At 60.1% G+C, this 21,303-nt stretch carries 22 protein-coding genes and 1 riboswitch; of the genes, 14 read left to right on the forward strand and 8 right to left on the reverse strand.

From position 1 onward, the window contains the following. The first annotated feature begins 406 nt into the window (after nt 1–406). Nucleotides 407–2,023 carry an L-aspartate oxidase gene (gene nadB / locus PSH65_RS24985; RefSeq protein WP_305422974.1) on the forward strand — a complete coding sequence of 539 codons (1,617 nt, stop codon included), beginning with the start codon at nt 407–409 and terminating at the stop codon, nt 2,021–2,023. Here the strand turns inward: nadB and PSH65_RS24990 are convergent. Further along, nucleotides 1,992–2,444, reverse strand: a complete 453-nt coding sequence (locus tag PSH65_RS24990) for a protein YgfX (RefSeq protein WP_305422976.1) — start codon at nt 2,442–2,444, stop codon at nt 1,992–1,994. The two genes, nadB and PSH65_RS24990, sit on opposite strands and share 32 nt — an antisense overlap. Beyond that, complete coding sequence (locus PSH65_RS24995; protein WP_217856610.1) at nt 2,428–2,682, reverse strand: succinate dehydrogenase assembly factor 2; 255 nt, start codon at nt 2,680–2,682, stop codon at nt 2,428–2,430. Before PSH65_RS24995 ends, PSH65_RS24990 begins: the two co-directional genes overlap by 17 nt. 148 nt (nt 2,683–2,830) lie before the next feature. On the opposite strand from PSH65_RS24995, the gene PSH65_RS25000 reads away from it, so the two are divergent. Together PSH65_RS25000 and PSH65_RS25005 are read left to right on the forward strand one after the other, a co-directional pair. Then, complete coding sequence (locus tag PSH65_RS25000) at nt 2,831–3,772, forward strand: folate-binding protein YgfZ (RefSeq protein WP_305422978.1); 942 nt, start codon at nt 2,831–2,833, stop codon at nt 3,770–3,772. Nucleotides 3,773–3,806: 34 nt separating this feature from the next. After that, the gene (locus tag PSH65_RS25005) at nt 3,807–4,628 is read left to right on the forward strand and encodes an HDOD domain-containing protein (protein ID WP_305422980.1); all 822 of its coding nucleotides are present in this window, start codon (nt 3,807–3,809) and stop codon (nt 4,626–4,628) included. Between the two features lie 119 nt (nt 4,629–4,747). Here PSH65_RS25005 and PSH65_RS25010 read toward each other — a convergent pair whose 3' ends face one another. Beyond that, nucleotides 4,748–6,136 (reverse strand): sensor histidine kinase, encoded by a 1,389-nt coding sequence (locus PSH65_RS25010; protein WP_305422982.1) that lies wholly within the window; start codon nt 6,134–6,136, stop codon nt 4,748–4,750. Next, nucleotides 6,129–6,800: a response regulator gene (locus PSH65_RS25015; RefSeq protein ID WP_007898613.1), complete on the reverse strand. Its 672-nt coding sequence runs from the start codon at nt 6,798–6,800 to the stop codon at nt 6,129–6,131. The genes PSH65_RS25010 and PSH65_RS25015 overlap by 8 nt, the downstream gene beginning before the upstream one ends. A gap of 234 nt (nt 6,801–7,034) precedes the next feature. Here PSH65_RS25015 and PSH65_RS25020 point away from each other — a divergent pair, with 234 nt between their 5' ends. The 5 genes from PSH65_RS25020 to PSH65_RS25040 are packed head-to-tail and all read left to right on the forward strand — an operon-like array spanning nt 7,035 to nt 12,410. Next, nucleotides 7,035–8,327: an OprD family porin gene (locus tag PSH65_RS25020; protein WP_305422983.1), complete on the forward strand. Its 1,293-nt coding sequence runs from the start codon at nt 7,035–7,037 to the stop codon at nt 8,325–8,327. Between the two features lie 39 nt (nt 8,328–8,366). Continuing rightward, nucleotides 8,367–9,344 (forward strand): tripartite tricarboxylate transporter substrate binding protein, encoded by a 978-nt coding sequence (locus PSH65_RS25025; RefSeq protein ID WP_305422984.1) that lies wholly within the window; start codon nt 8,367–8,369, stop codon nt 9,342–9,344. A gap of 58 nt (nt 9,345–9,402) precedes the next feature. Continuing rightward, a complete protein-coding gene (locus tag PSH65_RS25030) occupies nt 9,403–9,861 on the forward strand; it encodes a tripartite tricarboxylate transporter TctB family protein (protein ID WP_305422985.1) in 459 nt (152 codons plus the stop codon). A gap of 1 nt (nt 9,862) precedes the next feature. Further along, nucleotides 9,863–11,377 carry a tripartite tricarboxylate transporter permease gene (locus PSH65_RS25035; RefSeq protein WP_019580849.1) on the forward strand — a complete coding sequence of 505 codons (1,515 nt, stop codon included), beginning with the start codon at nt 9,863–9,865 and terminating at the stop codon, nt 11,375–11,377. After that, on the forward strand, nt 11,370–12,410 hold the full coding sequence (locus PSH65_RS25040; protein ID WP_305422987.1) for an AbrB family transcriptional regulator: 1,041 nt from the start codon (nt 11,370–11,372) through the stop codon (nt 12,408–12,410). Before PSH65_RS25035 ends, PSH65_RS25040 begins: the two co-directional genes overlap by 8 nt. A 181-nt stretch (nt 12,411–12,591) precedes the next feature. Here PSH65_RS25040 and PSH65_RS25045 read toward each other — a convergent pair whose 3' ends face one another. Further along, on the reverse strand, nt 12,592–13,521 hold the full coding sequence (locus PSH65_RS25045; RefSeq protein ID WP_305421584.1) for a transposase: 930 nt from the start codon (nt 13,519–13,521) through the stop codon (nt 12,592–12,594). 250 nt (nt 13,522–13,771) lie between these two features. Further along, a complete protein-coding gene (ung, locus tag PSH65_RS25050; protein ID WP_258620509.1) occupies nt 13,772–14,464 on the reverse strand; it encodes a uracil-DNA glycosylase in 693 nt (230 codons plus the stop codon). A 132-nt stretch (nt 14,465–14,596) separates the two neighbouring features. Here ung and PSH65_RS25055 point away from each other — a divergent pair, with 132 nt between their 5' ends. Further along, nucleotides 14,597–15,709 (forward strand): enoyl-CoA hydratase/isomerase family protein, encoded by a 1,113-nt coding sequence (locus tag PSH65_RS25055; protein ID WP_305422988.1) that lies wholly within the window; start codon nt 14,597–14,599, stop codon nt 15,707–15,709. A gap of 54 nt (nt 15,710–15,763) precedes the next feature. Here PSH65_RS25055 and PSH65_RS25060 read toward each other — a convergent pair whose 3' ends face one another. Then, nucleotides 15,764–16,264, reverse strand: a complete 501-nt coding sequence (locus PSH65_RS25060; RefSeq protein ID WP_305422989.1) for a hypothetical protein — start codon at nt 16,262–16,264, stop codon at nt 15,764–15,766. 212 nt (nt 16,265–16,476) lie between these two features. Continuing rightward, a complete protein-coding gene (locus PSH65_RS25065; RefSeq protein WP_305422991.1) occupies nt 16,477–16,713 on the reverse strand; it encodes a hypothetical protein in 237 nt (78 codons plus the stop codon). A gap of 284 nt (nt 16,714–16,997) precedes the next feature. Beyond that, nucleotides 16,998–17,098: riboswitch (guanidine-I (ykkC/yxkD leader) on the forward strand. A gap of 62 nt (nt 17,099–17,160) precedes the next feature. Between PSH65_RS25065 and PSH65_RS25070 the strand changes: the two genes are divergently transcribed. From PSH65_RS25070 to PSH65_RS25090, 5 genes are read left to right on the forward strand one after another with little or no spacing between them, the layout of a single operon-like run. Next, nucleotides 17,161–18,228 carry a putative urea ABC transporter substrate-binding protein gene (locus PSH65_RS25070; RefSeq protein ID WP_305422992.1) on the forward strand — a complete coding sequence of 356 codons (1,068 nt, stop codon included), beginning with the start codon at nt 17,161–17,163 and terminating at the stop codon, nt 18,226–18,228. Between the two features lie 17 nt (nt 18,229–18,245). Further along, nucleotides 18,246–19,061 carry an ABC transporter permease gene (locus PSH65_RS25075; protein ID WP_305422993.1) on the forward strand — a complete coding sequence of 272 codons (816 nt, stop codon included), beginning with the start codon at nt 18,246–18,248 and terminating at the stop codon, nt 19,059–19,061. Beyond that, nucleotides 19,058–19,846: an ABC transporter ATP-binding protein gene (locus tag PSH65_RS25080; RefSeq protein WP_305422995.1), complete on the forward strand. Its 789-nt coding sequence runs from the start codon at nt 19,058–19,060 to the stop codon at nt 19,844–19,846. The genes PSH65_RS25075 and PSH65_RS25080 overlap by 4 nt, the downstream gene beginning before the upstream one ends. A gap of 12 nt (nt 19,847–19,858) precedes the next feature. Beyond that, nucleotides 19,859–20,584 carry an urea amidolyase associated protein UAAP1 gene (locus PSH65_RS25085; RefSeq protein WP_305422996.1) on the forward strand — a complete coding sequence of 242 codons (726 nt, stop codon included), beginning with the start codon at nt 19,859–19,861 and terminating at the stop codon, nt 20,582–20,584. 11 nt (nt 20,585–20,595) lie between these two features. Next, nucleotides 20,596–21,237 carry an urea amidolyase associated protein UAAP2 gene (locus PSH65_RS25090; protein ID WP_305422998.1) on the forward strand — a complete coding sequence of 214 codons (642 nt, stop codon included), beginning with the start codon at nt 20,596–20,598 and terminating at the stop codon, nt 21,235–21,237. Nucleotides 21,238–21,303: the final 66 nt, after the last annotated feature.

A 21,303-nucleotide genomic window follows, 5' to 3' on the forward strand; every position in this document is an offset into this window, starting at 1 on the left:
AACCCGGCTGCGCGAATAATCTTGTCACCGGATTCGCCAGCAAGGACCCAACCGCAAGTCCCGCACCGAAACCGACACTGTCCCTTGTTTCAGGCAACCGTCTATTGATCTTGAGCCTTTGGCAAAAGTTCCATATTTATAGCTGCCCGAAACCGACATTGTGCAACTGTGAAGAGAAAAAGACTGTTAAATCCACGATACAGTCGCCTTGTCGCCGACGCCCTCAAAAAACTTCCGACGAAGCGTCCAGCCTTTTCCGTCACAGTAGTTTCACAATGCCATGTGAGCCCGGCTATTGTGCCGCTCCCCCCCTCTATATACTAGTGGGCTGTGTGGCTGTCTTGACTCGCCAATCCAGCTGTCTTGCGCCAACCCCGTCCCGGGTCGCTTTGAGCGGAATCCTGAAATGAGCCAACAGTTTCAACACGATGTTCTGGTAATTGGCAGCGGTGCTGCCGGCTTGAGCCTTGCGCTGACCTTGCCCGGTCATTTGCGCATCGCCGTATTGAGCAAAGGCGACCTCGCCAATGGCTCAACCTTCTGGGCCCAGGGCGGTGTCGCCGCCGTTCTGGATGACACCGATACTGTCGAATCCCACGTCGAGGACACCCTCAACGCTGGCGGTGGCCTGTGCCATGAAGACGCCGTGCGCTTTACCGTCGAGCACAGCAGAGAAGCGATTCAATGGCTGATCGATCAAGGCGTACCCTTTACCCGCGATGAACAGTCTGGCACCGAAGACGGTGGTTTCGAGTTTCACCTGACCCGCGAAGGCGGTCACAGCCATCGGCGCATCATCCACGCTGCCGATGCGACGGGCGCGGCGATCTTCAGAACCCTGCTCGATCAGGCCAAGCAGCGTCCCAACATCGAACTGCTGGAGCAGCGAGTCGCGGTCGACCTGATCACCCAAAAGCGCCTGGGCCTTGAAGGCGATCGTTGCCTTGGCGCCTATGTGCTCAACCGCGGCACCGGTGAAGTCGATACCTATGGCGCGCGCTTCGTGATCCTTGCTTCGGGTGGCGCGGCAAAAGTCTACCTCTATACCAGCAACCCCGACGGTGCCTGCGGTGATGGCATCGCCATGGCCTGGCGTTCGGGCTGCCGGGTGGCGAATCTGGAGTTCAACCAGTTCCATCCCACCTGCCTTTATCACCCGCAAGCCAAGAGTTTCCTGATCACCGAAGCCCTGCGTGGCGAAGGCGGACACCTGAAGCTGCCCAACGGTGAACGCTTCATGCAGCGCTTCGACCCACGGGCGGAGTTGGCACCACGGGACATCGTCGCCCGCGCCATCGACCATGAGATGAAGCGTCTGGGTATCGACTGCGTCTATCTGGACATCAGCCACAAGCCCGAAGATTTCATCAAGACGCACTTCCCGACGGTCTATGAGCGCTGCCTGGAATTCTCCATCGACATCACTAAACAACCGATCCCGGTGGTGCCGGCGGCGCACTACACCTGCGGCGGCGTGATGGTCGACCAGCGAGGCCGCACTGACGTGCCGGGCCTGTATGCGATTGGCGAAACGAGCTTCACCGGCCTGCATGGCGCCAACCGCATGGCCAGCAATTCCCTGCTGGAATGTTTCGTTTACGCCCGCTCGGCGGCGACGGACATTCTTGAGCAGCTGCCAGAAGTGTCGATTCCGACCGCCCTGCCCGTTTGGGATGCGAGTCAGGTCACCGATTCTGACGAAGACGTGATCATTGCGCACAACTGGGACGAACTGCGGCGATTCATGTGGGACTACGTCGGCATCGTGCGCACCAACAAGCGCCTGCAACGGGCTCAGCACCGGGTGCGTCTGCTGTTGGACGAAATCGACGAGTTCTACAGCAACTACAAGGTCAGCCGGGATTTGATCGAATTGCGCAACCTGGCGCAGGTCGCCGAGCTGATGATCCAGTCAGCCATGGAACGCAAGGAAAGTCGCGGCCTGCACTACACCCTCGACTACCCGAACATGCTGCCGGTCGCCCTGGACACTATTCTGGTGCCGCCCACCTACGCCGACTGAACTTGAGCCGGACCCGCAGGCGTCGGTGCACATCCGCCGCCTGCGAATCCCGCGGCACACAGATCGCCCTGACCCGTCGCTCATCGCGCAGACGAAAACGCAGTACCACAATCAATGGCAACGCCAGGCTGTCCGGCCGTAGCTGTACGGGTTGCCAACCTTGCGCCTGACTCCACAACTGCCAGCCATCGGCATCGCGACGCAAGCCGCGAAAGGCCTGTGGGTGTGTCAGCAGAATCTGTCGCGGCAATACCCAAATGCTGTGAGCCACGCACAACATAACGCCGAGCAAGCTGGCCCAGAGCGGTATCGAGAGAAGAAACAGCGAGCCCAACGCGAACAGCTGGGCGAGAAGATAGGCCGCCAGCAACTGCCGTGAGGCATGCCAGCGGCATTCGAACGCGTTACTTGGGCTGGACACGATCCAGGATCATGCGAACCATGCGCTGCAGCTCCGGATCTTCCGATTCGGCGCGTTCCATGAACCAGCCGAACATGTCCTGATCCTCACACGTCAGCAGACGGACGTATAAATCGCGATCCACCTGATTGAGGTGCGGATAAACCTCTTTCACAAACGGCACCAGCAACACGTCAAGCTCAAGCATGCCGCGGCGACTGTGCCAGTAGAGGCGATTCAGTTCAACTTGTTCGACCATGGAGCGCTCCTCAAATAGGCGGCAAGTATACAGCCCCGGGCCTGCTCGAACAGTCGGCTTTGGTCGCCCTCCACGAACCTTTGTGAACTACCCATTTCAAGGGCGCCCCCTTATGATGTCCTTCGGACTCTTTACCCTGCGATGACCCATGGCCGATTCTGCTTTTTTTTGCACCCTGTCTCACGAAGGCGTTCTCGCGGTACGCGGCGCGGATGCCAGCAAATTCCTGCAAGGCCAATTGACTTGCAACCTTAATTACCTGAGCGACACCCAGGCCAGCCTTGGCGCGCGCTGCACGCAGAAAGGCCGGATGCAGTCGAGTTTCCGCATTCTGCTGGAAGGCGACGGTGTACTCATGGCGATGGCCAGCGAACTGCTGGAGCCGCAACTGGCGGACCTGAAAAAGTACGCGGTGTTCTCCAAATCGAAACTGACCGATGAAAGTGCCGGCTGGGTTCGTTTTGGCCTTGAGCAGGGCGATGCAGCACTGGTCAGCCTGGGCCTGGCACTGCCGGCCGACACTGATAGCGTCGTGCGCAACGAAGGCCTGATCGCCCTTCGCGTCTCGTCTGACCGCGCTGAACTCTGGGTGGGCGCCGATCAAGCCGACACCGTCAAGGGCAAGCTGTCCGCCCTGTTGGCCGAAGGCGATCTGAATCAATGGCTGCTGGGCCAGATCCGCGCCGGGATCGGTCAGGTCATGCCGAGCACCCGCGAGCTGTTCATCCCGCAGATGCTCAATCTGCAAGCCGTCGGTGGCGTGAGCTTCAAGAAAGGCTGCTACACCGGCCAGGAAATCGTCGCACGCATGCAGTACCTGGGCAAACTCAAGCGCCGGTTGTATCGCCTGCAACTGGAGGCTGGCGAATTACCGGAGCCCGGTACCCAATTGTTCTCCCCGACCCACGGCAGCTCTATCGGTGAAGTGGTGCTAGCCGCCCGCGCCGAGCAAAACATTGAACTCCTTGCCGTGCTGCAAGCCGAAGCTGCAGAAGATGGCAACCTGCACCTTGGCGCACTCGAAGGTCCGGGCCTGCATCTGCTCGACCTGCCTTACCAACTGGATCGCGATCGCGAAATCCAGCGTTAATAGCAGCACTTGTCGCAACACCTAGAGAAAAGAAATGAGCGAGCTGGCGGATAAGGTCCAACAGGATTTGGTTGAGGCCATCGATAACGATGACCTGGTTCTGCCAACGTTACCGGAAGTGGCCCTGCAGATTCGCAAGGCCGCCGAAGACCCGGAAATCAGTGTCAGCACACTGAGTAAAGTGATTGGCCGCGATACCGCGCTGTCGGCGCGCCTGATCAAAGTGGTCAATAGCCCGTTGCTGCGCGCGACCCAGGAAGTGACTGACTTGCACACGGCCATCACCCGGCTGGGTGTCAATTACAGCAGCAACCTGGCCATCGGCCTGGTGATGGAACAGATCTTCAACGCCCGTTCCGAAGTGGTGGAACAGAAAATGCGCGAGGTCTGGCGCAAAAGCCTGGAAATCGCCGGCGTCAGTTACGCGTTGTGCCGCAGCTATACGCAGCTCAAGCCTGATCAGGCGGCGCTCGGCGGGCTCGTGCATCAGATTGGCGTGCTGCCGATCCTGACCTACGCCGAAGATCACTATGAATTGTTATCGGACCCGGTCAGCCTCAACCATGTGATCGACCGGATTCATCCGCTGCTCGGCGATAAATTGCTCAGGGTCTGGGAGTTTCCGGAAATGCTGGTGCAATTGCCGGGGCTGTATCTGGATTTCAAGCGGCAATCGGAGCGGGTCGACTATGTCGATCTGGTGCAAGTGGCCAGCCTGTACTGTCACAAGGACACCGATCATCCACTGGCTCGTATCGACCCCTTCAGTGTGCCGGCCTTCAAGAAGCTGGGGATCGATCCGGAGAACGAGGCGATGTGCAAGGATCTGGAAGGTTCGCGGTCGATGTTTTACTGATTTCTGTGGCGAGGGAGCTTGCTCCCGCTGGGCTGCGAAGCGGCCCCACTCTCTACCTAAAAAGAAAGGGACTGCTGCGCAGTCCAACGGGAGCAAGCCCCCTCGCCACAGGGCGGTGCTCACTCACCTGCAATAAAACTCACCCGCACCTTCAGCCCCGCCCGCTCGCCATCGTGCAGGCTGATCTGCGCCAGATGGGCGCGGCAGATTTCACCGACAATCGCCAGGCCCAACCCTGAGCCAGCCACCTGCTGGTTGCGCCGGTAAAAACGCTCGAACACCCGATCCCGCTCTTCAAGAGGAATTCCCGGGCCATCGTCTTCGACCTCCAGCACCGCCGGTGCCATGACCCGCAGGATCACATTGCCGCCCGGTGGCGTGTGGGCCAGCGCGTTGTCCACCAGGTTGCTCAACAGTTCATTCAACAACGTCGGTTCGCCGCGCAGCCACACCGGTTCGTCGGCTTCCAGCGCCAGCGCCACGCCACGTGCATGGGCCAACGGCGCCATGGCCATGCCCAGTTCACGGGCCAGCTGACTGAGGTCGAGCAACTGCGCACCGCCCTCGGCGATGGCTCGGGCACCATTCTCGACCCGTGCCAGCGAGAGCAATTGATTCGCCAGGTGGGTCAGGCGATCCGTACCCTGGGCGGCCGTTTCCAGGGTGCTGCGCCAGATTTCGGGTTCGCTCGAGCGTAAGCCCAGTTCGAGACGTGCCTTGAGCGCCGCCAGCGGCGTGCGCAGTTCATGGGCGGCATCGGCGATGAATTGCGCCTGGCGCTCGAACTGCCCGCGCAAACGCTCGGTAAAGTGATTGAGCGCGCGCACCAGCGGCCCCAGCTCGTGCTGCACTTCCACCAGCGGCAAGGGCCGCAAGTCATCGGGTTGACGCTCTTCCACCGCGGTGCGCAAGCGCTCCAGTGGACGCAGCGCCGCACTGACCGCAAACCACACCAGCAGCAACGCACCGATTGCCAGCATGCCCAGACGCAACAACGTATCGGCCATCAGGCTGCGAGCCATACGGACCCGTGCCTCATCGGTTTCCGCCACGCGGATTTCCGCCATGCCGTTCATGTTCGGTTCGCTGACCGCTTTGAGCAGGCTGACCACCCGCACGTTTTGCCCTTGATAAGTGGCGTTATAAAAACGCGCCAGCGCTGGATAGTCATCGGTGCGCGGTGTTCCCGGCGGCGGTGCCGGCAGGTTTTCGTAGCCCGAGATCAACTTCTGATTGATGTCATTGACCAGGTAAAAAATTCGCCCGGCGCTGTCGTAGGCGAACGTGTCCAGGGCCACGTAGGGCACGTTGGCGCTGAGGCTGCCGTCGCGCTGGGACAAGCCGGCGGCGATGGTCCGGGCGGAGGCCAGCAAGGTCCTGTCATAAGCGGTGTCGGCGGCTTCGCGACCATTCCAATAGGCGCTCAAACCACTGGCGAGCATCAACACCACCAGCAGCAGCGCGAGGTTCCACAGCAACCGCCACCGCAGGCTGCTGAGCTTATGCATCGCGGCTTTCCAGCAGATAGCCAAGGCCGCGAAAGGTCACGATGGCCACCGGTTGGCCGTCGAGTTTCTTGCGCAAGCGGTGGACGTAGATTTCGATGGCATCGGGACTGGCCTCCTCGTCCAGGCCGAAGACCTGGGCGGCCAGTTGCTCCTTGCTCATCACTCGACCGGGACGGGCGATCAGGGCCTCGAGCACCGCCTGTTCGCGAGAGGTCAGGGTCAGCAATTCTTCGCCGAGGGTGAAGCGCCGTGTGTCCAGGTCGTAGGCCAGCACGCCACAACGCTGCTGGCGTTCACCGCCGAGCACACTGCGGCGCAGCAAGGCTTTTACCCGGGCTTCGAGCTCGGTCAGCTCGAAAGGTTTGGCCAGGTAATCGTCAGCCCCAAGGTTCAGGCCGTGAACCCGATCCTTGACGTCGCTGCGGGCGGTCAGCATCAGCACCGGCAGGTTCTTGCCCCGGGCCCGCAGGCGCGCCAGCACTTCGAAGCCATCCATGCGCGGCAGGCCGACATCGAGGATCGCCACGGCGTATTCCTCGCTGCTCAAGGCCAGGTCGGCCGCCACACCGTCGTGCAACACATCCACGGTCAGCCCGGTGCTCTTGAGCGCCTGAGCGACACTTTCGGCAAGCTGCAGATGGTCTTCAACGAGCAGAACACGCATGGATCTTTACCTCATTCAGGGATGGTCGACGCCATTCTTTGGCGCGGAGTTTACAGCCGCATCCGTCGCTGTGAAGCGCGAAAACAGTGAAAGTCAGCTGAAAGGTTAGCGAAAGGTTGGCCGGTTAGAGTCCAGCCACGGACAGTTTCGACTGCCGTTGCCAGTGCCCATAGCAGTACGAGAAACGCCTCGAAGCGTTTTCGCCAATAAGAACAATAAACGGAGTACGTCACCATGCTGTCCATGCAGCTTCAGGCTCACCCGCCTGCTCGTTTTTCCCGTCTCAGCCAGACCGCCCTTGTCAGCGCCGCCGCCCTCGCCGGCTTTTCGCCGTTGAGCCAGGCTGCCTTCTTCGAAGACAGTACGGCAACCTTCGAAACCCGCAACATGTATTTCAACCGCGACTTTCGCGACGGCACCAGCGCCCAGCAATCCAAGCGGGACGAATGGGCCCAGGGGTTCATGCTCAATCTGCAATCGGGTTACACCGACGGCACTGTGGGGTTCGGTGTCGATGCGCTGGGTATGCTGGGGGTAAAACTCGATTCGAGTCCGGATCGCACCGGCACCGGCCTGCTGCCGACCCATGACGACGGGCGCGCGGCGGACGAGTATTCCAAGCTCGGCCTGACCGGCAAAGTGAAGATCTCCGTCACGGAACTGAAAATCGGCAGCCTGATTCCGGAACTGCCGATCCTCAAGCCCAACGACGGGCGCATTCTGCCGCAGACCTTTGAAGGCGGTTTGCTGACCTCCAAAGAGATCAAGAACCTGACCTTCACCGGCGGGCGTCTGGAGAAAGCCAAGGACCGCGACAGTACCGACTTCGAGGACATCGCCCTCAACAACAAGAACAGCCGCTTCGCCGGCACCGTGGCCGGCAAGCATTTTGACTTTGGCGGCGTGGACTACAAGTTCGCCGACAAGATCACCGGCAGCTACCACTTCGCCCAACTCGATGAAGTCTACAACCAGCACTTCCTCGGCGTTGTCGCGTCGCAACCGTTCGGCCCCGGCACGTTCGGCACCGATCTGCGATTGGCCATCAGTGACGACGAAGGCGCAGCACGGGGCGGCAAGATCGACAACAAATCCCTGAACGGGATGGTGAGCTATGCCTTGAGCGGGCATAAATTCAGCGCCGGTTATCAGCACATGTCGGGGGACAGTGCCTTCCCCTACGTCGATGGCAGCGATCCGTACCTGGTCAACTTCGTGCAGATCAATGACTTTGCCGGTGCCGAAGAACGTTCCTGGCAGGCACGTTACGACTATGACTTCGCCAAACTCGGCATTCCGGGCCTGAGCTTCATGAGCCGTTACCTGAGCGGTGACAACATCAAGCTCAAGAACGGCGACGAAGGCAAAGAGTGGGAACGCAACACCGAGATCAAATACGTCGTACAAAGCGGCACCCTGAAAGACGTCGCCGTACGCCTGCGCAATGCCACCTACCGTTCCAACTACTCCGCTCGCGATGCCGATGAAGTGCGTCTGCTGGTGAGCTATAGCGTTGCCCTTTGGTAAACATCACGTCCAATAACAATAATGCCCGTGGAGACTCAAATGAACTTATCACTGCGTAAAGTTGCTCTAGCCGCCAGCTGTGTGCTGTTTGCCAGCCAATTGATGGCCGAACCCAAGCGCCCGGAATGCATCGCCCCGGCCTCGCCAGGCGGCGGTTTCGACCTGACCTGTAAACTGGCGCAAAGCGCGCTGGTGAACGAAAAACTGTTGACCAAACCGATGCGCGTGACCTACATGCCCGGCGGTGTCGGCGCGGTGGCGTACAACGCAGTGGTCGCCCAGCGTCCGGCCGACGCCGGCACGCTGGTGGCGTGGTCCAGCGGTTCGCTGCTGAACCTGGCGCAAGGCAAATTCGGTCGTTTCGATGAAACCAACGTCCGCTGGCTCGCCGCCGTCGGCACCAGTTATGGCGCCATCGCGGTGAAAAGCGATTCGCCTTACAAGACCCTGGACGATCTGGTTCAGGCCCTGAAGAAAGATCCGAGCAAAGTGGTGATCGGTTCCGGCGGCACCGTCGGCAGCCAGGACTGGATGCAGACCGCATTGATCGCCAAGGCGGCCGGGATCAATCCCCGTGACCTGCGTTACGTCGCTCTCGAAGGCGGTGGTGAAATTGCCACCGCCCTGCTCGGTGGCCACATCCAGGTCGGCAGCACCGACATCTCCGACTCCATGCCACACATTCAGAGTGGCGACATGCGTCTGCTGGCGGTGTTCTCCGAGAAGCGTCTGGACGAGCCGGAAATGAAAGACATTCCGACGGCTAAAGAGCAAGGCTACGACATCGTCTGGCCGGTGGTTCGCGGTTTCTACCTCGGGCCAAAAGTCAGCGACGAAGACTACGCCTGGTGGAAAGACGCCTTCGACAAACTGCTGGCTTCCGAGGATTTCGCCAAACTGCGCGACCAGCGTGAACTGTTCCCGTTCGCCATGACCGGCCAAGAGCTGGACACCTACGTGAAGAAGCAGGTCGCGGACTACAAAGTGCTGGCCAAAGAGTTCGGCCTGATCCAGTGATCGCCTCTGTCTAGCGGCTGCGGCCCCGGTTCTCGGGGTCGTGGCCCAGGAGTTCCTCATGCTCATACAACGCATTTTTGCTTCGGTGCTGTTGCTGGCCTGTGTCGGCCTGGCGCTGATGGCGTGGCCGTATCAAGCGGCTTTTTCCTACGAACCGGTCGGCCCTCGCGCCTTCCCTCTGCTGATGCTCGGCCTGATGGGCCTGGCCTTGCTGTACATGGTATTTCGGCCGGCGCCGATCGTGCACAGCGATGACGACCCGAAACTGGACCGCGAAACCCTGATCAAAATCGGCATCTGCGTGCTGCTGTTGCTGGTGTTCGCCGGGGCCTTCGAACCCCTTGGTTTCATCGTCGCCAGCATTCTGATCGGGGTCCCGATGGCACGCCTGTATGGCGGCCGCTGGCTGCCCAGCGCGGTGATCATCAGCCTGATGGCCATCGGTCTTTATCTGCTGTTCGACAAGTTGATGGACGTGCCACTGCCGTTGGGCGTGCTCGACGTTCTGGAGAACTGATATGGATACTCTTGGCTATTTGGGTCAGGGCTTCGGCGTCGCGCTGAGCCCGTACAACCTGGTGACCGCATTGTGCGGCACCTTGATCGGCACCGTCGTCGGGCTGTTGCCGGGACTGGGGCCGATCAACGGCGTGGCGTTGCTGATTCCCATCGCGTTCGCCCTCGGCCTGCCACCGGAGTCGGCGCTGATCCTGCTGGCGGCGGTGTACCTGGGTTGCGAATACGGCGGCCGGATCAGCTCGATCCTGCTGAACATTCCGGGCGAAGCCTCCACCGTCATGACCACCCTCGACGGTTACCCGATGGCCCGCAAGGGTCTGGCCGGTGTAGCGCTGTCACTGTCGGCGTGGAGTTCGTTCATCGGTGCCTTCATCGCGACTTGCGGCATGGTGCTGTTCGCCCCGCTGCTGGCGAAATGGGCGATTGCCTTCGGTCCGGCGGAGTATTTCGTGCTGATGGTGTTTGCGATCGTCTGTCTCGGCGGCATGGCCGGCGACCGACCGCTCAAGACCTTCATTGCAGCGCTGATCGGTCTGTTTCTGTCGAGCGTCGGGATCGACGCCAACAGCGGCGTATACCGTTTCACCGGGGATAACATTCATCTGACGGACGGCATTCAGTTCGTCGTGCTGGTGTTGGGCCTGTTCTCCATCAGCGAAATCCTCCTGCTGCTGGAAAAAACCCACCGGGGCCAGGAAGCGGTGAAAGCCACCGGGCGCATGATGTTCAACTTCAAGGAAGCCTCGGCGGTGTTCGTGGTGAACGTCCGTTGCGGTTTGCTGGGCTTTATCATGGGTGTGTTGCCGGGTGCCGGCGCGACGCTGGCCAGCGCGGTGGCCTACATGACCGAAAAACGTATCGCCGGTGCCAAGGGCACTTTCGGACAAGGCGATATGCGCGGCCTCGCGGCTCCAGAAACCGCTATCGGCGGCGCAGCCTGCGGTGCCCTGGTGCCGATGCTGACCCTCGGTGTTCCAGGTTCGGGTACCACGGCGGTGATGATCGGCGCATTGTCGCTGTACAACATCACCCCGGGTCCGCTGCTGTTCCAGCAACAACCGGACATCGTCTGGGGCCTGATCGCGTCGTTGTTCGTTGCCAACGTGATGCTGGTGATCCTCAACATCCCGATGATCCGCATCTTTACCCGCATCCTCGCCGTGCCAAACTGGGCGCTGGTGCCGGTGATTGCGATCATCACCGGGATCGGTGTCTACGCGGTTCACGCCACAACCTTCGACCTGTTCCTGATGATCGGCATCGGCATCTTCGGCTACATCCTGCGCAAGCTAGACTTCCCGTTGTCGCCAGTGCTGCTGGGCTTCATTCTCGGTGGGTTGATGGAACAGAATCTGCGTCGCGCCCTGTCGATTTCCAACGGTGCACTGGAAATCCTCTGGTCGAGCCCGATCACGTTCGGTTGCTGGGTGCTGACTGCAATCATGCTGCTGATGCCGCTGCTGCGCATCTGGCGCAAACGTTCGGTCGCCCGACGCGCTATCGCCGATGTCTGATCGGCCCCCCTTCAAAAGCTGGTGGGGAACACCGCTGGTCGGTCTGCTGGGCGGTTACCTCGCCAGCCAGATCGGCTGGCCACTGCCGTGGATGGTTGGCTCGTTGCTGGCGATCATCCTGGTGCGCTGTCTGACTCCCTGGCAATTGGCGGAAATCCCTGGCGGCCGCAAGTGCGGCCAGTGGGTTGTCGGCATCGGCATCGGCCTGCACTTCACCCCGGTGGTGATGGAGCAGGTGCTGAGCCACTTCGGTTTGATCTTCTTCGGTGCACTGGTCACCAGCCTGTCCGCGGTGGTCGGGGTCTGGTTGATGCGGCGCACCGGGGAAGATCGCGCCACGGCGTTCTTTTCCAGCATGCCCGGCGGCTCCGGGGAGATGGTCAACCTCGGCGCGCGCAACGGCGCGGTGCTCAGCCGTGTCGCGGCGGGGCAGAGTTTGCGAGTATTGGTGGTGGTGCTGTGTGTGCCGGCGGCGTTCAAGTACCTGTTGGGCGACGGTGCGCCGGTCTTGCATCCAACGACCGTCAACGGGTGGTGGCTGGCCATTCTGTTCCCGGCCGGCGCCCTTGCCGCCTGGATCTGGCAGCGCCTGCGTCAACCCAACCCCTGGCTGTTCGGGCCGTTGTTGGTGACTGCGACGGTGAGCATTGCCTGGGACCTGCACATCGGTCTGCCCAACGGCGGCAGTCAGATTGGCCAGTGGTTGATTGGCAGTGGGTTGGGGTGTCACTTCAATCGGCAGTTCTTCCGGCGGGCACCGTCGTTCATGGGCCGAACCCTGCTGGGCACGGTGTTGACCATGTTGATCGCCACTTTGGCGGCATTGGGGTTGAGTGCGCTGACCCATCTGGATCTGCGCTCGCTGACCTTGGGCATGATGCCCGGCGGGATTGCTGAGATGAGCCTGACGGCGGAGACCCTGCAACTGTCGGTGCCATTGGTGACGGCGATGCAGGTGATGCGGTTGTTGTTTGTATTGTTTCTGGCGGAACCGTTGTTTCGGTATTGGAACCGGGAGCCGGATTCTCCCTGATAGACCGAGTCGCCCTCTTCGCGAGCAAGCCCGCTCCCACATTAGACCGTGTATGCCTGGACAACTCGGTCTAATGTGGGAGCAACTGTCTTGATGTCTTTTATTTTGAAGTTTGATCAAAGGGCAGCCGAACTTCCACAGTCTCAAACCATGTGATTTCCCAAATGAGCAAGCAGTCTGTTTAGGCTGCCTGCTCTCTCCACTCAGTTTGGTCACGGATCATCGCGTTCAGCCTTATCAACAACACCCGCATGCAGGCGATCAGCGCCACTTTCGCGCATTTACCTCTCAGGCGAAGCGCGTCATATCGGGCTTTGAACTCGGGTTGTCGCAAAATCACAGCCCAACTGGCCATGTACATCGCACGTCGCACGGCAAATCGGCCACCGCTTATATGACGAGGCCCTTCGTGGTTGCCGCTGTCGTCGTTGTAAGGGGCGATCCCTGCCAGTGCTGCGATCTCGTGCCGTCCAACCTCTCCCAGCTCAGGCAGGTAGGCCATGATGCTGGCTGCGGTCACGAGCCCTAGTCCCTTAACCGAGCGCAAGCGGGCAATTTTTTCACTGTCCAGGTCTTTGGCGCTTTGGCAGATCAGCTGTTCTATCGACTTTATTGCCTGATCTAAATAGTCGATATGGCTTTGCAACAAGGGTTTTATCGAGTCGACAGAAGCCGTTTTGATACGCCGCCTGTCGTCACTTTGCTGCTGAACAAAGTTTTCGCGTTGCTGTACCAGCGCACGCAAATTGTCCTGTTCGGCGCTGGTGATACGGCTATCGGCGTCCTTTATAATCGTTGCAAATTCGGCGAGAAGCCGCGCATCTATCGCGTCTGTTTTAGCGCGATAACCCATTGCCTTGGCAAAATCTTTCGCCCGACGAGGATTGATTCGTAAGACGTCAAAGCCGCCCCTTTGAAGCACCTTCATGGGCCCCCGCTCGTAGCCACCGGTGGCTTCCAGTAACACGCGGGTGACTTCGAAGCCTTTTAACCAATCAATCAGCACCGGGAAACCACTGGCGCTGTTCGGAAAACTCGCACCAATGCCTTGCGAATTAATCCAGACTTCCAGACTGTCTTTGGAAACATCAATGCCTGCGCAGGAAAACATGGCTAAACCCTCTTACACTCATAAATGAGAGCGCTCTGGTTGGGCTCCACGCTTGTAATGTTCGAGGTCGGCTCGTTCAACTGTTCGGGCTCAATAACCAGAGTGGAGAGGTGAATGGCAGCATGGGCTCCCACACGTGCTGCTAGCACTCCGGGCGTTCAGCTTGCCACTCACCGCTCTCATCTTCAGTCTAAGTCCTGCGCAAGACACAAGCGGGCTTGCTCGCGAAGGGGCCCTCCCGGCCAACACATCAGACCGCCGGCAACCGCCACTCGATCGGCGTCTCGCCATTCTGCTCCAGAAACTTGTTCGCCCGACTGAAGTGCCCGCATCCGAGGAAGCCGCGATAGGCGGACAGCGGCGACGGATGGACCGAAGTCAGCACCAGGTGTTTGGTGGCGTCGATGAGTTTCTGCTTGCTCTGGGCATGCGCGCCCCATAGCAGGAACACCAGATGTGGCTGATGTTCACTGACCACTTCGATAATGCGGTCGGTAAAATATTGCCAGCCCTTGCCCGCATGGGCGTTGGCATTCGCGCGTTCCACGGTCATGGTGGTGTTGAGCATCAACACGCCCTGCTCTGCCCAACTCTGCAGGTAGCCATGGTTGGGAATGTCGATGTTCAGGTCGCGTTTCAATTCTTTATAGATGTTCACCAGCGACGGCGGTGCCGGCACGCCCGGTTGCACCGAGAAGCACAACCCATGGGCCTGACCCGGGCCGTGGTAAGGGTCTTGACCGAGAATGACCACTTTGACCTTGTCCAGCGGCGTGGAATTGAGCGCGTTGAAAATCATCGGTCCGGGTGGATAGATCTCCTTGCCCGCCGCGCGTTCCTGTTGCAGGAATGTGCGCAACTCTGCCATGTAAGGCTGGTCGAATTCGGCACGCAGTGCCTCCTTCCAGCTCGGTTCGAGTTTGATACGGTCGTCAGCAGTCATGGTTACATCCGGCAAAAACAATGGGGCGAACCCTAGGAAAGCCCATCACGCTTGTCAATTGATCTGACGCAGATCCGGCACTTTCCTATAGAGCGATCATACTGAACGCTCAAATTCCCGATCGAGGTCACGATGAATCTGCACTTCGAAGAACTCACCGGCACCGACGGCGCACGCATCGGCATCGCCAGCCTGGATGCCGAAAAGTCTCTCAACGCCCTCTCCTTGCCGATGATAAACGCCCTGCGCGATCAACTGGACGCCTGGGCCAAGGAGCCACAGATCGTTTGCGTGCTGCTGCGCGGCAATGGCGCCAAGGCTTTTTGTGCCGGCGGCGAAGTACGCAGCCTGGTGGAGGCGTGTCGCGCCCATCCCGGCGAAGTGCCGCCCTTGGCTGCGCACTTCTTTGCAGCAGAATATCGCCTCGACTTCAACCTGCACACCTACCCGAAACCGCTGATCTGCTGGGGTCATGGGTACGTACTGGGCGGTGGCATGGGGCTGCTACAAGGGGCGAGCATTCGGATTGTCACGCCGAGCAGCCGGTTGGCGATGCCGGAGATCGGCATCGGCTTGTACCCGGACGTCGGCGCCAGCTGGTTTCTGTCGCGGTTGCCCGGCAAGCTCGGATTGTTTCTCGGCCTGACCGGCGCCCAGATGAACGGTCGTGATGCGATCGATCTGGACCTCGCCGACCGCTTCCTGCGCGATGATCAACAGCATGAGCTGCTCGAAGGTTTGCTGCAATTGAACTGGCAGGAACAAACAGCCATGCAGCTCAACAGCCTGCTCAAGGCCTTGCAGCAGGAAGCGATTGCGCAGCTGCCCGAAGCCCAGTGGTTGCCTCGACGCGAGCAGATCGACGAACTGCTCGATGTCAGCGACGTTCGATGCGCCTGGAAGGCCATCAGTGCGCTGCGCGATCACCCCGATCTGCTGCTCAGTCGTGCCGCCAAAACCATGACTGAAGGCTCGCCCCTGACCGCTCATCTGGTGTGGGAACAGATCGATCGCGCCCGGCATCTATCGTTGGCTCAAGTTTTTCAGATGGAATACACCATGAGCCTCAACTGCTGCCGTCATCCGGAGTTCAGCGAAGGCGTGCGAGCGCGGTTGATCGACAAGGACCAGAAACCTCACTGGCACTGGCCGGACATCAACAATGTGCCAGAGGCGGCGGTGGAGGCGCATTTCCATAAGGTCTGGGAAGGCCGGCATCCTTTGGCTGACCTGTCGGAGTACTGAGTTTCGGGACACAAAAAAAGCGGCGTTTCATGCGCCGCTTTTTTATTGAGTGGTTTACCGGTGGTTGTCTCGGCCACCCCGATCGCCATCACGGTGATCGCCCCGACCGCCACGATAATCCGACCTGTTGTGGCCTCGATGGTCATCGCCTCGGCCGCCGCGGTGACGGCCATCCCAGCCGCCACGGTCACGACGGTCATGACGGTCCCATCCACGATTCTGATAGACCCGGTAGTCTGCTCGTGGCGCCGACTGGTAATAGCGCGGGGCCGGTTGATAATAACGCGGGGACGGTTGATAAACCCGCGGCTGGTGGTAATAACGCGGCGATGGCTGGTAATACCGTGCAGGCGGTGAGTAATACCTGCGCGGGGCCGAGTAGTAACGACCGTCAGAGTAATAAGACCCGCCACCGGAGTAATACGGCGCTGGGGACGTATAGACCTCGGAACGGTAGTAGCTGGATCCTCCATCGGAATAGGGCACGCACGCACCAAGAGACAATCCCGATAAAACAATCAGCAGAATTTGGCGGAGCTTTTTTTGACAGAGCATGGCGGCCTCCTGGACCGCGAGTGAGCCACACCAGCGACGCTGGCAGGCGACAGTCAATGGTTCGGCGACTGTCGAAATATCAGACAGTGAATTCGGAATCTGGTGCGCTCCCGCAACACGTTGAAACAAGTAGCCGATGAAAGGTTTTTCATCCAGCCTTAAGAAAACGGCGCGTCCGTGAGGCCGGACACGCCGTTGTATCGATGAGCGGATTAACGGTGCCCGCGATGGTGCCCACCATGGTAATGACGGGGCCCACTGAAATAATAATAACGATAACCCCCGTAAAAACGCGGGCCGCCGTAGTAGTAAGGTGAGTAGTAATAACCGGGGTAGTAATAAGGTGTCGGATAGAAATCGCCAGAGCCTGCGTAGTAGTAACAGCCGGACAGACCCAAACCGATAAACACACTGAACAGTAAGCGACGGAGCATTTTTTGACAGAGCATGGAGGCCTCCTGAAAGACCCGCAAACAGCAGTCGACTGACATTTGTTTTGACTTTCAAACCGGCCCCGAGTGCCAGACGGCGTTGACCTTCAGATCAGCGGGCAACCGTCCTTCTACGGTGCATACCCATGCGCCAACGCACCATGAGAAGGCAAGGCGCGCGCCTCCGTTCATCTCCCCCTTCCCCTCCATGCCCCCAGCCAGAGGGCTCAAACCGACTTGGCACGGCTCTCGCTTTATCAAAGACGTGCAGGAGTCATCACAGGTTCGCGGCACCACAATTTGCAATGGCTGACTAGGGTTCCGGCTCGCTTAGGCGAGTGGCTGGTCCGAGAGTTGGCGACCTCCAGTTGAGGTTACACGGCGGGACAAAAGCCCGGGAGACAAGCCACCGTTCGCGGTGCCGCTGCCTTCCTGTCCGCCCTTGATCAACTGGAGAACCACACCATGTCCCGACTTCGTTTACCCGCCCTGCTCGCCGCTGCTTTTGCAGCCCTCGTGAGCGTCTCGTCCCAGGCCGCACAAAAAGACCATTTCAGCGTCTGCTGGACTATTTATGCCGGCTGGATGCCCTGGGAATATGCCGGCAGCCAAGGCATCGTCGACAAATGGGCGAAAAAGTACGGCATCAAAATCGATGTGGTGCAGCTCAACGATTACGTCGAATCCATCAACCAATACACCGCCGGCCAGTTCGACGGCTGCACCATGACCAACATGGATGCGCTGACCATTCCGGCTGCCGGTGGCGTCGATAGCACAGCGCTGATCGTCAGCGACTTCTCCAATGGCAACGACGGCATCGTGCTCAAAGGCGAAGGCAAGAAAGTCGCCGACCTCAAGGGCATGGACGTCAATTTGGTGGAGCTCTCGGTGTCCCACTATCTATTGGCCCGGGCACTCGATTCGGTGGACCTTACCGAGAAAGACCTGAAAGTGGTCAACACCTCCGACGCCGACATCTCGGCCGCCTTCAACACCGACCAGGTCAACGCCGTCACCACCTGGAACCCGATGCTCTCGGACATCAAGGCCAAGCCCGGCGTGACCGAAGTCTTCAACTCCAGCCAGGTTCCCGGCGAAATCATGGACATGATGGTGGTCAACAGCGTCACCCTCAAAGACAACCCGGCCTTGGGCAAAGCCCTGACCGGTGCCTGGTTCGAAGTGGTGGAGTTGATGAACGCCAAAAACGCCGCCAGCAAAGCCGCCCTCGAACACATGGCCAAAGCTTCGGGCACCGACCTGGCCGGTTTCCAGGCGCAACTCGACACCACCAAACTGTTCGCCACACCGAAAGAAGCGCTGGAATTCTCCACCAGCAAGCAACTGCCCGACACCATGCGCAAGGTCGCCGAGTTTTCCTTTCAGCACGGCTTGCTGGGTGAAGGCGCCAAGGACACCAGCGCCATCGGCATGGCCTTCGCCAATGGCGTGACCAGCGGCGACAAGACCAACCTCAAGCTGCGCTTCGACCCCAGCTACGTGCAGATGGCTGCCGACTCCAAGTTGTAATAACGGAGGACTAGGCCATGCGCCTGATCAATCGCCACCCGGATCGCCCAAGTCGCCTGCTATTGGTGATCCTGCCGTTCGCCCTGGTGTTGTTCGCCTACTTCATGGGCTCGGCCGATCGGCTGATGGACAACCCCAACGACAAACTGCTGCCCAGTGCCGTGCAGATGAGCGACGCAGTGAAACGCCTGGCCTTCACGGCCGACACCCGCACCGGTGAATACCTGCTCTGGCAAGACAGCGCCGCCAGCCTGCGACGGCTGGCCATCGGCCTCGGCATCAGTGCGTTGGCCGGGCTGTGCCTGGGCATCGCCGCCGGGACCCTGCCGCTGTTTGGCGCACCGTTGTCGCCGGTACTCACCGTGCTGTCGATGGTGCCGCCGCTGGCGATCCTGCCGATTCTGTTCATCGTGTTCGGGCTGGGGGAGTTGTCGAAAGTGATGCTGATCGTGATTGGTATAACCCCGTGCCTGGCCCGCGATCTGGAGCAGCGCGCCCGGGAAATCCCGGTCGAGTTGCTGATCAAGGCGCAGACGCTTGGCGCGTCGACCTGGACCTTGATGCTGCGCGTGGTGCTGCCGCAATTGTTGCCGCGTCTGTTGATCTCGCTGCGGCTGATGCTGGGTTCGGCGTGGTTGTTCCTGATCGCTGCCGAAGCCATCGCCTCCACCGATGGTCTCGGCTATCGGATTTTCCTGGTGCGCCGCTACCTGGCGATGGACGTGATCCTGCCCTATGTCGTCTGGATCACCCTGCTTGCCTGGCTGATGGATTGGGGCCTGAAACGCCTGACCCAACGGGCGTTCCCTTGGTATGAGGGGGCCCGCGCATGAGCTTCATCACAGTAAAAAACGTCTGGCAGCAATACGCCGATCAGGTCGTGCTCGAGGGTCTGAACCTGAACGTCAACGAAGGTGAGTTCTGCACACTCGTTGGTGCTTCAGGTTGCGGTAAATCGACTTTCCTGCGGCTACTGCTGGGCCAGGAACGGGCCAGTCGCGGTGAGATTCTGTTGGACGGCCAGGCCTTGGCCAGCGAACCGGATGCCAGCCGTGGCGTGGTATTCCAGCGCTACTCGGTGTTCCCGCACCTGAGCGTGCTGGACAACGTCGCCCTCGGCCTCGAACTGCCGCGCTCGCCCCTGCTGGGACGGTTGTTCGGCAGCGCCAAACACGAGGCGCGGGAACAGGCTTCGGTGCTGCTGCACAAAGTCGGTCTCGGTCACTCGCTGGACAAGTACCCGGCCCAGCTCTCCGGCGGTATGCAACAACGGCTGGCAATCGCCCAGGCGCTGATCATGAAGCCGCGCGTGCTGCTGCTCGACGAACCCTTCGGCGCGCTCGATCCGGGCATCCGCAAGGACATGCACGGCTTGCTGCTGGAACTGTGGCGCGAGACACAGCTGACGGTGTTCATGGTCACCCACGACCTCTCCGAAGGTTTCAGCCTCGGCACCCGTTTGCTGGTATTCGACAAGGTCCGCGTCGATCCGCACGCCCCCGGCGCCTATGGCGCACGCATCACCTACGACATCCCTTTGAACAGCGACCGCCGCGCCAATCGCGCCGCCGTCGACGCCCTGCCGGCTCCGTTGGCAGATTCGCTTCGCATCGCTTAGAGGAATCTACACATGACTGATTCGACCCAACTGTTTGCGCCCTTCGCCGAAGAAATGCTCCCCGGCGGCGGCCATCGTTCCTTCGTTCTGAAACGCGGCCAATTGCTGCGCCTGACCGACCTGCGAGGCGGTGCCAACGTCAGCCTGACGCTGCTCAACGCCCATGAAAAAACCGAACGCCTGAACCTGCCCGACAGCCTCAAATGCCAACACACCGCCAAACTCACCACCGGTCATTGCCTGTACTCGGACATGGGCCGCGTATTGGCGGCAATCACTGCCGATACTTGCGGCTGGAGCGACAGCCTCGGCGGCGTGCTGTGCGCTGAAGAGGTCGCGGAAAAATACGGTGCGGGCCGCTATCAGGAACTGCGCAACGGCTTCTTCCGCAACGGCACCGACAACCTGTTGGTGGAGTTGGGCAAGTGGGGGTTGGGCCTGTCCGATCTGTTGATGACCCTCAACCTGTTCAGCCGTGTGAACGTCGATGAGGCCGGGCGTTTCCACTTTGTCGAAGGCCATTCCAAGGCAGGTGACTACATCGAGTTGTACGCACCGATGGACACCCTGGTGGTGCTCACCGCGCTGCAACATCCGATGGACCCGGCGCCTGAGTACGCACCCAAACCGCTGAAGCTCAGCTGGATGAACGCCGATGCGAGTGTTGCCGAACACTGCCGCACCTCGCGCCCGGAAAACGAGCGCGGCTTCATCAACACCGACCGTCTGTTCGCCTGAGGATCGCTGCCATGTCACTCGCTATCGCCACCACTCAACAACTGCCTGAAACCGCGGTGTACCGCGCCACCATCCCCGCCGGCGAACCCTGGCTGATGGAGGTCAAGGCCGGCCAGACCTTGCGCATCCTCGACCTGGAAGGCAATCAGGCCGTGGACACCTTGTTCTACAGCCTGGCCAATCCCAAGGAGCGCTATGACGTACAGCGCACGTTGCGTCGGCAGAACAGCGTCTACCTGAGCACCGGCAGCGTGCTCTATTCCAACCTCGGCAAACCGATGCTGACCATCGTCGCCGACACTTGCGGGCGTCACGACACCCTCGGCGGTGCCTGCGCCCAGGAGAGCAACACCGTGCGTTATGCGCTGGAGAAACGCTACATGCACAGCTGTCGCGACAACTACCTGCGCGCCTGTGTCCACGATGGTCGGCTGGGCAAGGGCGACATCGGGCCGAACATCAACTTCTTCATGAACGTGCCGGTGACGGCCGACGGTGGCTTGACCTTCGAAGACGGGATTTCGGCACCGGGCAAATACGTCGACCTGCGGGCCGAGATGGACGTGATCGTGCTGATCTCCAACTGCCCGCAACTGAACAACCCATGCAACGCCTACAACCCGACTCCTGCGCAGGTGCTGGTATGGAACTGAAATTTCCACGTTTGCGGCGGTGGTTGTTTGCCTTGTGCCAAGCCCGTTCCGGCCAGTGCCTCAAAA

It is taken from the genome of Pseudomonas sp. FP603 (assembly GCF_030687415.1).
GTDB lineage: Bacteria > Pseudomonadota > Gammaproteobacteria > Pseudomonadales > Pseudomonadaceae > Aquipseudomonas > Aquipseudomonas wuhanensis.